Here is an 11,461-nt window from a genome sequence, read left to right on the forward strand (position 1 = left end):
TCGGGGCGTCACCACCCGCCCGAGGAGCCGCCGCCACCGCCGCCCCCGGAGAAGCCCCCGCCGAAGGATCCGCTGGAGCTCGACGACGCGCTGGGCGTGGGGGTGGGGCTGAGGGAGCTGTTCATGCCGCTGAGCGAGTTCGCGAAGCTCGCCCCGGTGTAGCCGTAGTACCAGCCGGGCGTGATGTGGTCGCGCTCGTACTGCACGGCGAGCACCTGACCCCATTCGCGTTCGAGCCCGAACAGCATCGCGTACGGCAGCAGCCGCTCGTACAGCACGATGACGTCGGCGCGACCGTCAGCCCGTCGTTCGGCGCCCCGGTACGACTGCAGCATCCGGATCCGGTCAGCTTCCGCCAGCCGGATGTACTCCTGCACGCCGAGCAGGTACTCGCGGGTCTCGGCGCCGTGCGGTGTGAGCACGGTGCGGCGCGGCAGGGAGACGAGCACCGCGACGAGCGCGACCACAGACGCGACGATGCCGACGACGAACGTCGCGATCGCGGCCGGTCGTCCGACCACCATGCCGGGGACGGCGAGTGCGACGGCGCCGAGGCCCGCCGCGAGTCCGATCGCGCTCAGGACCACGGCGAGCACTGAACGCCGCCGGGTGAGCAGGCCGCGGTCGAACGCCGCCACGTGCGCGGATCCGGAGAGCGCCTTGAGCCTCGTCACCAGGGCGTCGTCCGGCACCTCGAGATGCAGGGTCGTCCCGACCGGGGATCCCGGGAACAGCGCCCCGAGCGCCTCCGCGTCGAGCGCGTCGGGGGCGATCGACGGGTCGACCAGTTCGAGCACGGGTTTGCTCGCGCCGTCCGAGATGCGGATCGCCTTGCGCACCGCGAGGTGCACGATCTCGGCAGAGTCTGCTGCGCTCTTCCGGCCCTCGACCTCCGCGGCGAGCACGGGGGGAAGCCCGTCGGGGACGTCGTACTGCGCGACCACGATGCCGCGGCCGCTGCGGCGGCCCTTCCGGCGCAGCAGGCCGATCCCGAGGAACGGGCCGCCGATGGCCAGCAGCGCGGCGAGACCCGCGAGAGGATACGGCGCCACGTCCGTCATCGGATCCGGCTCCCGGGCGGGGGCCTGCGCGAACGTGCCCGCCTTCATCGGGAACGAGACCGTGACGCCGGAGCCGGCGGGGACGTCATCCTGGGACACCGCGAATCCGCCTCCCGCGGCGGGGGAGAGCGTGCACGGCGTCGTGGAACCAGGGGGGCCGGCGTAACAGGACGGCTCTGCGATCATGGCCGCGCCCACCTCGGGAGCGAAGGAGAGCGCGGCGGAGAAGTGCGCGATCGGCTGCTGCGAGCTCAGCGGCAGCAGGTTCCAGTACCACTCGTCGATCGGCCGGTCCGTGGGGCGGTGCACGACGTCGCGCATCGTGTACCGGATGACGTACGTCGTGCGGCCGTGCGCGAAGACGTCCGGATCGCCGATCTTGAGCTGACGGATCCCGTTGTCGGTCTCGCTGTCGTCGTACGGCAGCGCCTTGCCCGCGCCGTCGGTGATGGAGACGATGTGCAGCCGGAGCGGGGCGCCGTCGTACCAGGTGGGGAGGCCGCGGAGGATGCCGTGGTTCTGATCGAACTCCGGGAAGTCGGCCACGAGCGTCTCGGTCACCTCGAGGGCGGCTCGTCCGTCCGCGTCGCGCCCGAGCCGGTACTGCGCGTCCCAGGACGCGTACGAGAAGTCGTTCGTGTCGGCGTGCGCGGCGGGGGCCGCGAGCAGCGGGGCCAGAACGAGTGCGAGAGCGCCGAGCAGGGCGAGCAGGCGGGCGCGCGGTCGAGCCGTCATGCGGCCAGACTATCCGCCGCCCGCGATCCGGCGCGTCTGCGCGTTCAGTGCAGTGCGCTCGTCTCGATGATCGTGCGCAGCGCGCTCTCGTCGTTGGGGATCTCGGTGACTCGCTGCGGCGCGGCGAGCAGCGCCTTCAGCTCGTCGGAGAGGGGGAGCTCGATGCCGAGCGCCTCCGTGATGGTCTCGCCGAACTTCTCGGGCTTCGCGGTCTCCAGCACGAGCATGGGGACGCCGTCCTCGAGGAACTCGCGGGCGACCTTCACCCCGTCGGCGGTGTGCGGGTCGATCACGGTGCCGCTCTGCTCGTACACGGCACGGATGGTCGAGAGCCGGTCGTCATGGGTGCTGGTGCCGCTCACGATCCCGAACTCGTCGGCGAAGCGCGGCAGATCCGCGGCGAAGTCGAAGGCGCCGGCGAGGGTGAGCTGGTCCCAGGCCGCGACCACGCGCTGCGGCTCGCGTCCCACCAGCTCGAAGATGAAGCGCTCCAGGTTCGACGCCTTGGAGATGTCCATCGAGGGGCTCGAGGTCGCGAGCGTCTGCGCCGCGCTGCGCGGGCGGTACACACCGGTGCGGAAGAACTCGTCGAGCACATTGTTCTCGTTCGCGGCGAGCACGAGGCGGCGGATCGGCAGCCCCATGCCGCGGGCGAAGAACCCGGAGAGGATGTTGCCGAAGTTGCCGGACGGCACGGCGAACGAGACCTCGAAGCCCTCGCGCTCCGCCGGGGCGAGCGCATCGGTGGCGCGCAGCCAGGCCCAGAAGTAGTAGACGACCTGCGCGGTGATGCGTGCGAGGTTGATCGAGTTGACGGCGCCGAGGTGCTGCGCGCGCTTGAAGTCGAGGTCGCTGGCGAGATCCTTCACCAGGTTCTGGCAGTCGTCGAACACGCCCTCGACCGCGATGTTGTGCACGTTCGCGTCCTGCAGGGAGTACATCTGCGCGCGCTGGAAGGCGCTCATCCGGCCCTGCGGCGACAGCATGAAGACGCTGATCCGTTCCTTGCCGCGGAGCGCGTGCTCGGCTGCGGATCCGGTGTCGCCCGATGTCGCGCCGACGATGTTCAGCACGCCGCCGGTGCACTCGAGCGCGTACTCGAGGGCCTGTCCGAGGAACTGCATCGCCATGTCCTTGAACGCGAGCGTCGGTCCCTCGGAGAGCCCGACGAGCGTGATCCCGCCGCCGATCGGCGTGAGCGGCACGGGCGCGGCGAAGGTGTCGGGGGAGTACGCGGCCGCGCACAGGGCGGCGAGGTCGTCGCGCGGGATGTCGGTGGCGAACAGCCCCAGCACCTCGGTGGCCAGGTCCGCGTAGCCGAGGTCGCGCCAGGACTCGAGCGTCGCCGCATCCACCGTCGGCAGCTGTTCGGGCACGAGCAGGCCGCCGTCGACGGCGAGTCCCTCCAGCAGGGCCTCGCTGTAGGTCTTCGGGTCGCCGCCGCCGCGGGTGGAGATGTACTGCACGAGCTGCTCCTCGGAAGTCGGGGTCTCGGATCGGCGTGCACGACGCGGATCCGCGTCCCACGATTCTCGCAGGTTCCGGTCCGCTTCTCGGCCGCGTGACGCGGCGGCGAGGAGTCCGACGCGCCGTGCTAGCATGGCCGCATGCGCGCAGGCGGTCTGCTCCTTCTTAGCTGCCGCGACGAGTCCCGTATCTGAGGGCCCCACTCGTCGCGGTGTTCGTGTTGGCCCGCTCCCACACCTGAAGCGACGAGAAGAGCACCCTCATGAAGAACAACCAGCGCCCCACGACGATGCCGGTCCACAAGTACCGGCCGTTCCACGAGCAGATCGTCGTCGATCTGCCGGACCGCACCTGGCCCTCTGCCCGGATCACCGAGGCGCCGCGCTGGTGCGCGGTCGACCTGCGCGACGGCAACCAGGCCCTCATCGACCCGATGTCTCCCGAGCGCAAGCGCGTGATGTTCGAGCTGCTCGTGAGCATGGGCTACAAGGAGATCGAGGTCGGCTTCCCGTCGGCGAGCCAGACCGACTTCGACTTCGTGCGTCAGCTCATCGACGAGGACCTGATCCCCGATGACGTCACGATCCAGGTCCTGACGCAGTGCCGCGAGCACCTGATCGAGCGCACCTACGAGGCGATCGCCGGCGCGAAGCAGGCCATCGTGCACTTCTACAACTCGACGAGCGTGCTGCAGCGCGAGGTGGTGTTCCGCTCCGACCGCGAGGGCGTGAAGCAGATCGCCCTCGAAGGCGCACGCCTGTGCCGTGAGTTCGAGAAGCGCATCCCCGACACCGAGGTCTACTACGAGTACTCCCCGGAGAGCTACACGGGCACCGAGCTGGAGTACGCCGTCGAGGTCTGCAACGAGGTGCTGGAGATCCTCGAGCCCACTCCGGGCCGCAAGGTCATCATCAACCTGCCCGCGACCGTCGAGATGGCGACGCCGAACGTCTACGCCGACTCGATCGAGTGGATGAGCCGTCACCTCAACCACCGTGAGAACGTGATCCTCTCGCTGCACCCGCACAACGACCGCGGCACCGCGGTCGCCGCCGCCGAGCTCGGCTACATGGCCGGCGCCGACCGCATCGAGGGCTGCCTCTTCGGCAACGGCGAGCGCACCGGGAACGTGGATCTCGTCGCGCTGGGCATCAACCTGTTCACGCAGGGGATCGACCCGCAGATCGACTTCAGCGACATCGATCAGGTCAAGCGCACGGTCGAGTACTGCAACCAGCTGCCGGTGCCGGAGCGCAGCCCCTGGGCGGGCGACCTGGTCTTCACAGCCTTCAGCGGATCCCACCAGGACGCCATCAAGAAGGGCTTCGAGGCGATGGCCGCGAAGGCCGAGGCGCAGGGCGTGAGCGTCGACGACATCGAGTGGGGCGTGCCCTACCTGCCGGTGGACCCCAAGGATCTGGGCCGGTCGTACGAGGCCGTCATCCGGGTCAATTCGCAGTCCGGCAAGGGCGGCGTGGCGTATCTGCTGAAGACCGATCACGCGCTCGACCTGCCGCGCAAGCTCCAGATCGAGTTCTCCGGCGTCGTGCAGGCCAAGACCGACGCCGAGGGCGGTGAGGTCACCAGCGAGCAGATCTGGGACATCTTCACCGACGAGTATCTGCCGGCGTCCGTGGACGACGCGAAGTGGGGCCGCTTCGAGCTGCTCGGCACGCGCACCCACAGCGACATGTCCGGCGAGGTCACGCTCGACGTCGTGCTCCGCGACGACGAGGAGCGCGTCGAGGCCGAGGGGCGCGGGAACGGACCGGTCGCGGCCTTCATCGAGGTGCTGCGCGAGCGCGGCTTCGAGATCTCGCTCTACGACTACGTCGAGCACACGCTCTCGACCGGCGGCGACGCCCAGGCGGCGGCGTACGTCGAACTGCAGGTCGGCGACCAGCGGCTCTGGGGGGTCGGCATCGACGGAGACATCTCCACGGCGTCGCTCAAGGCGATCGTGTCCTGCGTGAACCGCTCCATCCGCGCGCGCCAGGCCGAGCTCGTGGAGGCCTGACCCTCCCACCGAACGTCTCCGCACCGACACCCCGTGTGCGGAGGGCTCGTCCGCGGCGCAACCGTCCGCGTGACTGCACCTGCGCCCCGGCGCCCGGCAGATCCTGCCGTGGCCCGGGGCGCAGGCATGTGCCGACCGTGCGCCTGCCGGCCGCGCGCTCGCCCCGGCCTCAGGGGCGGATGATCGGGATCATCCCGGTCTCCGCCGCCACCCGACGGCGGTACAGGGCGCGCTGCTCGGGGAGGGACAGGTCGAAGACGACGGCGAGCACCCGGATGACGGCCGTCACGACGATGCCGATGATCGCCGCGGGCACGATGCCCAGTCCCATCCCATGCGAGACCACGATGAACGCGCAGCCAGCGCCGGCGGCGACGGCGTACAGCGATCCGACGTGCATGATCGACACGGGCAGGCCCATGAGCATGTCACGAAGTACGCCGCCGCCGGCCGCAGCGCACACGCCGATGAAGACGGCCGGCACCTCCGGGAGGCCGAACGCGATCGCCTTGCTCGTGCCGAAGGCGCCGAACATGCCGATCACGACGGCGTCGAGGCCGACGACCACGGCGTTGAGGCGCTGGAACAGCCCTGCCAGGAGCATGCCGACCAGGGCGGCTCCGGCGGCCGTGAGCAGGTACCAGTTGCTGTGCAGGGACGCGGGCGGCTGGCCGAGCAGGATGTCGCGGATGAGGCCGCCGCCCATGCCGATCATGATCCCGATGATGGCGACGCCGAGCAGGTCCAGGCGGCGCTCACCGCGGAACCCGCTCGCGAACATCGCCCCCTGCACGCCGCCCAGGCCCACGCCCAGCAGATCGGCCCACAGCGGGATGGTGAAGGTCGGTTCGGTCACAGCTCTATTGTCCCTGGGAGTGGGATGATCGAGGAATGCCCACCTACCGAGACGAAGCGGTGATCCTGCGCACCCACAAGCTCGGCGAGGCGGATCGGATCGTCACGATGCTGTCCCGCGCGCACGGCAAGGTCCGTGCTGTGGCGAAGGGCGTGCGCCGCACGTCGTCGAAGTTCGGCTCGCGCCTCGAGCCGTTCATGGTGGCGGACGTGCAGCTGTACCAGGGGCGCTCCCTCGACATCGTGCAGCAGGCGGAGTCGCTGGGCTCCTACGGCGCCGACATCGCCCTGCACTACGACCGCTACACGGCGGCGAACGCGATGGTGGAGACCGCCGACCGTCTCAACGACGCCGAGGCGACGCCGGAGCAGTATCTGCTGCTCGTCGGCGGACTCCGCGCCCTCGCGCGGGGCGAGCATGCCGCTCGCAGCATCCTCGACTCGTACCTTCTGCGCGTGATGGCCCTGTCCGGGTGGGCGCCGTCGTTCACCGACTGCGCACGCTGCGCCAGGCCGGGATCGCACACCGTGTTCGTCGCCCAGATGGGCGGCATCGTCTGCGACGATTGCGCCCCGGTCGGGAGCCCGCGGCTGCCCGCCTCGGCTTTCGAGGTGCTGCGTGCGCTGATCGCGGGGGACTGGGAGCGCGTCGACTCCGCCCCCGACCGCGACACGGCGGCGGCGTCGGGTGTCATCGCCGCCTACGCCCAGTGGCACCTCGAGCGGGGGATCCGCTCGCTCTCGCTCGTGGAAGGAAGCCGGTGAGCCCGAAGCCGTACACCCACAAGGACGCCGTCCCGTATCGCCCGCTGGACTGGACGGGCGTGCAGCCTCCGGTGTTCCCGGTGGTGCCGAACCACGTCGCGATCGTGATGGACGGCAACGGGCGGTGGGCCAACCGCCGCGGCCTGAACCGGATCGAAGGGCACAAGGCGGGCGAGGAGGTGCTGCTCGACGTCGTCGCCGGGGCGATCCAGGCGGGGGTCAAGCACCTCAGCGTGTACGCCTTCTCGACCGAGAACTGGGCGCGTTCGCCGGAGGAGGTTCGCTTCCTCATGGGGTACAACCGCGACGTGCTGCATCGACGCCGCGACCAGCTGAACGAGTGGGGTGTGCGGATCCGGTGGGCGGGTCGCAAGCCGCGGCTGTGGGGCTCGGTCATCAAGGAGCTCGAATACGCCGCCGAGCTCACCCGCGGGAATGACGTTCTCACCCTCACGATGTGCATCAACTACGGGGGCCGGGTGGAGCTCGTCGACGCGATGCGCGCGATCGCCGAGGACGTCAAGGCCGGCCGGATGCGTCCCGGCGCCATCACGGAGAAGGCGATCCGCCGGCACCTCTACATCCCGGACATGCCCGACGTGGACCTCTTCCTGCGGAGCTCGGGGGAGCAGCGCACCTCGAACTTCCTGCTCTGGCAGTCGGCGTACGCCGAGATGGTTTTCCTCGACACGCTGTGGCCCGACTTCTCCCGCGAGGAGCTGTGGCGCGCGATCGGCATCTACCTGTCCCGTGACCGGCGCTTCGGCGGCGCCGTCGACACGCCCGACGCGCTCGACGAGACCTGATCCGTCGGGCCGGACGCTGCACCGGAGGGTCCGGTCGCTGAGCCGGCGTCTCAGACGAACTGGAGGCGCGGCGCTGCTCGCGACAAGGGGTCAGGCGGCGGGGGCGTATCGTCTCGGAGGCGGATCGATGTCGCCCCAGGCGTAGCGAGCGGCAAGCCGGGGCCGGAGGGTGGTCTGTCCGCCGCCCGGGTCGTGCAGCACGAACTCGTCCGTTCCGGCGCGCGTGATCCGCCATCCGCGATGGTGGAGTTGCATGTGGTGGAACCGGCAGAGCAGGATCCCTCGGTCGACGTCGGTGCGCCCGTCGTCGCGCGCCCATTCGTCGATGTGATGCGCTTCGCAGTATGACGCGGGCCGGTCGCATCCGGGCCACCGACAACCGCCGTCGCGAACGGCCAAGCCGATGCGCTGTCGAGGTGTGTACAGTCGGGACTCACGACCGACATCGAGTGGGTTGCCGCTCACGTCTACTGTCACCGGCACGGCGCCGCTTTCGCAGACCCGCCGCTCGGCTACTGCCGCCGGGAGTGTCGTCAGACCGTCTTCGGTGAGCGCGATCGGGGCGGGGACGCCGTGCCGGTCAACGGCCTGCACCAGCCGCAGTCCGGCCTGCCGGGTGCCGAAGACGGACGCCGGTTCGGCGAGCGCGCCGGCGCGGACCAGATCCAGCAACAGGTCGTACGAGAGCTGTTGGTTCGTGCGAGGATCGGCCGCAAGACGTTCAGCCCGCGCATTCTCGTCCTCGTCGACGAAGCGCGGACCGCCCCGGCGTGGACGGAGCGCAGCCGCGAGGATCGTCTCGAGGAAGGCTCCGCCCTCGTCATCGAACACTGCGGACGCATGTCGCACGCCCTCATCGTCGAACCAGGTCCGAAACGAGCGGCGCTCGTACCGGGCGGCGAAGCGGGCCCCGGCACCCTCCGGGTCGACCAGGTCACGGAGGGCGCGCGCCGCCGCCCCCAGCTCTTCCACCGTGCGATGGGATGCCTCGTCGATCAGCTGTGCCGCGGCCGGCGCCCAGGCTTCCGCGGCTCCCTGCGGCGGGTCGCCGAGTCCGCGGCGGATCGCGTCGAACTGCACCGAGGTCAGTACCCCCGTCCGCAGCCCCGTCCGAAGCGTCTCGCGCCATTCGCCCGAGGACGAGAGGGCCGGCGGCGACTGGTCCGGTGCGCCGGAGGCGGTCGCGTCGGCGCTCCCCGTGCCGCTTTCGGGGTGTTCCTCGTCTTCGAGGAGCGCCTGTCCCACGCGCACCTTGCGTGCAGCCTCGCCCTTGGTGGTGCCGGAGAGCTCCTGGATCAGCGACGCCGCGGATCGATGCCCTCGTGACTGTGCCAGACCTGCGTGCCCTGCCGTCCTTCCGGAGCGGCGTGCGATCAGTCCGGCGCAGAGCAGTTGGATCTGCTCGGCGAGACGACCGATCTCGACCGCCGCGCGGCACGTCGCGACCGCGTCCGCATCCCCGAGGCCCGCGATGATCGCCTGCACGTCGGACGTGGTCGCGCCGGCCGAGATCCGCCCTGCCAGGGTCGGGATCTGAGCCGCGATCGCTTCCAACGTGGTCATGAGTCGATTCTCCATCGGGCCACCGACATTTGAATCCCTGATCAGAAGGCTGTTCTGTTCTGTGGAAAACTGCTTCGACCGTTCCGATGTGGAGGGCGATCGGTGCCGAAGTGCCGGAAGGGAACGACGAATCGTCTGCTCGCGTCCGGTAGACTGTCCCCGCGAAGGGGAGTATTCCGACTTCACGCGATCGTCATCACGAGGCCCGCCGCCGGGCCTCCGGGCGCGTGACCGTCTCAGGCGGGGGAAGAGACTTTCGGCCGTTGACCGACCCCCTCGAAAGGCCCTCGTGGACGTTCCCGTCTGGTTCGAAATCGTCTCGCTCGCCGTCCTGCTGCTGATCCTGATCGGCGATCTGCTGATCGTGCGGTGGCGCCCGCACATCCCCTCGACCAAGGAGTCGACCCTCTGGGTCGTCTTCTACGTCGCGCTCGCCCTCGGATTCGCCGGCCTCCTGCTCGCCGTGGCCGGCGGCAGGCACGCGGGGGAGTTCCTCACCGGCTGGGCTCTCGAGTACAGCCTCTCGATCGACAACCTCTTCGTGTTCGTGCTGATCATGGCGCAGTTCTCCGTGCCTCGGAAGCTGCAGCAGGAGGTGCTGATGGTCGGCATCATCATCGCCCTGGTGCTGCGCGGCGTCTTCATCCTGCTCGGCGTCACGATCATCGAGAACTTCGCGCCGGTCTTCTACCTCTTCGGCGCATTCCTCATCTGGACGGCGATCCGTCAGGCGATGCCGGAGAAGGAGCAGGAGGACGAGACCGCCGCGAAGGAGGGCTTCGCCGTCCGTCTCGTGCGCCGCCTCGTCCCGGTCAGCGATGAGTTCGACGGCCCGAAGCTGCGCACCGTCGTCGACGGCAAGCGCGTGTGGACGCCGATGATCATCGTCTTCGTCACGATCGGCGTGACGGATCTGATGTTCGCGATCGACTCCATCCCGGCGATCTTCAGCATCACGCAGAACAGCTTCCTCGTGTTCACCGCCAACATCTTCGCCCTGATGGGCTTGCGCCAGCTCTACTTCCTCCTCGGCGACCTGCTCGACCGGCTCCGCTACCTGCACTACGGCATCGCCGTGATCCTCGCCTTCATCGGCGTCAAGCTCGTGCTGCACGCGATGCACGAGAACACCGTCCCGTTCATCAACGGTGGCAAGCCCATCGAGTGGGCGCCGGACGTGCCGATCTGGCTGTCGCTCACCGTGATCGTCGTCGCGATGCTGGGCGCGACCGGAGCGAGCCTCATCGCCTCCGGCCGCGAGAAGCGCCAGGAGCGCGCGCTCGCGGAGTAGCGGTCGACCGGAGCGGATCAGCCCCGCGGCGCACTCAGCCGAGACGCCATTCGTCGCCCTTGTCGATGGAGCGGCCTCCGCTGCGCACGTTGACGGCGCCGTCGTAGGCGACCATTCCGGGCGCGAAAGTGCCGGGGCCGGGGCGGCCCTGGTCGGGGCCGTACGACGGCAGCGAGGCGCCGTAGCGGTAGAGGGTCTCCTGGATCGGGCGATAGCATGCGCCGCCGTCGGCGGTGATGCCTGCCACCGTACCGAGGGCACGGAGGCCGTTCTCGTCCATGCGCCACACCGGACCCCCGACATCGCCGTACGACGCGGATGCGTCGGTGCACAGGAGCTGCTCGCCGTGCATGCCGTCCGCCGTGCCGAGGATCTGTCCTTCGGTCCACCCGGTGTCGATCCCCATCTTGCCGATCAGCAGACCGACCGGCTGCTGGTCGCTGGGAGTCCACCCCACGATCTGGCCGTTGCCTGGATATGACCCCGTGGTCGGGTCCGCCAGGATCTGGTGGGCGTCGTTGCCATCCCGCATCTGCAACAGGACGACCGGATCATCGGAGCGGCGGTAGAAGCCGTCCGCGTAGTAGCCGGCATCTCCTCGGACCGGCAACGAGATCGGCCAGGGGCTGCAGATGTCGGCCGTGGTGAGGAAGAACCCCGAATCCCCTGCGATCGCGTAGCCTCCCGTGCAGGCTCTGTCGAAATACGCGCCCGCAGTGCCGCCGACGGCCGCCCAGATCGTCGGCTCGCCGGGACTGTAGTCGTATCCGTAGGCATCAGGGACGGGGCGGATCTCCGCGGAGGCGGCAGGAGCCGACGCGAATCCGAGTGCGCAGAGCGAGACGGCGAGCAGCGCCAGGCTTCGCCGGCGGAGGTTCCTGTGCAACATATCGGCATACTA

9 protein-coding genes are annotated in these 11,461 nt (G+C 69.6%); 4 read left to right on the plus strand and 5 right to left on the minus strand.

Annotation, left to right across the window (positions count from 1 at the left end; genetic code table 11):
* Nucleotides 1-8: 8 nt before the first annotated feature.
* Both NFX31_RS07600 and thrC read right to left on the minus strand, forming a co-directional pair.
* The gene (locus NFX31_RS07600) at nucleotides 9-1,796 is read right to left on the minus strand and encodes a DUF2207 domain-containing protein (protein WP_262957106.1); all 1,788 of its coding nucleotides are present in this window, start codon (nucleotides 1,794-1,796) and stop codon (nucleotides 9-11) included.
* 44 nt (nucleotides 1,797-1,840) lie between these two features.
* Nucleotides 1,841-3,262: a threonine synthase gene (gene thrC, locus NFX31_RS07605; RefSeq protein ID WP_262957107.1), complete on the minus strand. Its 1,422-nt coding sequence runs from the start codon at nucleotides 3,260-3,262 to the stop codon at nucleotides 1,841-1,843.
* Between the two features lie 263 nt (nucleotides 3,263-3,525).
* Between thrC and leuA the strand changes: the two genes are divergently transcribed.
* Nucleotides 3,526-5,280, plus strand: a complete 1,755-nt coding sequence (gene leuA, locus NFX31_RS07610) for a 2-isopropylmalate synthase (protein ID WP_045252227.1) — start codon at nucleotides 3,526-3,528, stop codon at nucleotides 5,278-5,280.
* Nucleotides 5,281-5,449: 169 nt separating this feature from the next.
* On the opposite strand, the gene NFX31_RS07615 is transcribed toward leuA, so the two are convergent.
* Nucleotides 5,450-6,136, minus strand: a complete 687-nt coding sequence (locus NFX31_RS07615) for a trimeric intracellular cation channel family protein (RefSeq protein ID WP_045252226.1) — start codon at nucleotides 6,134-6,136, stop codon at nucleotides 5,450-5,452.
* A gap of 35 nt (nucleotides 6,137-6,171) precedes the next feature.
* Between NFX31_RS07615 and recO the strand changes: the two genes are divergently transcribed.
* Both recO and NFX31_RS07625 read left to right on the plus strand, forming a co-directional pair.
* Nucleotides 6,172-6,900: a DNA repair protein RecO gene (gene recO, locus NFX31_RS07620; RefSeq protein ID WP_045252225.1), complete on the plus strand. Its 729-nt coding sequence runs from the start codon at nucleotides 6,172-6,174 to the stop codon at nucleotides 6,898-6,900.
* The gene (locus NFX31_RS07625) at nucleotides 6,897-7,706 is read left to right on the plus strand and encodes an isoprenyl transferase (RefSeq protein WP_262957108.1); all 810 of its coding nucleotides are present in this window, start codon (nucleotides 6,897-6,899) and stop codon (nucleotides 7,704-7,706) included. The genes recO and NFX31_RS07625 overlap by 4 nt, the downstream gene beginning before the upstream one ends.
* Nucleotides 7,707-7,796: 90 nt before the next feature.
* Here NFX31_RS07625 and NFX31_RS07630 read toward each other — a convergent pair whose 3' ends face one another.
* Nucleotides 7,797-9,269: an HNH endonuclease signature motif containing protein gene (locus NFX31_RS07630; protein WP_262957109.1), complete on the minus strand. Its 1,473-nt coding sequence runs from the start codon at nucleotides 9,267-9,269 to the stop codon at nucleotides 7,797-7,799.
* Between the two features lie 289 nt (nucleotides 9,270-9,558).
* On the opposite strand from NFX31_RS07630, the gene NFX31_RS07635 reads away from it, so the two are divergent.
* Nucleotides 9,559-10,560 (plus strand): TerC/Alx family metal homeostasis membrane protein, encoded by a 1,002-nt coding sequence (locus NFX31_RS07635; RefSeq protein ID WP_045252223.1) that lies wholly within the window; start codon nucleotides 9,559-9,561, stop codon nucleotides 10,558-10,560.
* Nucleotides 10,561-10,594: 34 nt separating this feature from the next.
* On the opposite strand, the gene NFX31_RS07640 is transcribed toward NFX31_RS07635, so the two are convergent.
* Nucleotides 10,595-11,449: a hypothetical protein gene (locus NFX31_RS07640; protein ID WP_045252222.1), complete on the minus strand. Its 855-nt coding sequence runs from the start codon at nucleotides 11,447-11,449 to the stop codon at nucleotides 10,595-10,597.
* Between the last annotated feature and the right edge of the window lie 12 nt (nucleotides 11,450-11,461).

The sequence above is a fragment of the Microbacterium azadirachtae genome (genome assembly GCF_025583665.1).
Lineage (GTDB): Bacteria > Actinomycetota > Actinomycetes > Actinomycetales > Microbacteriaceae > Microbacterium > Microbacterium azadirachtae.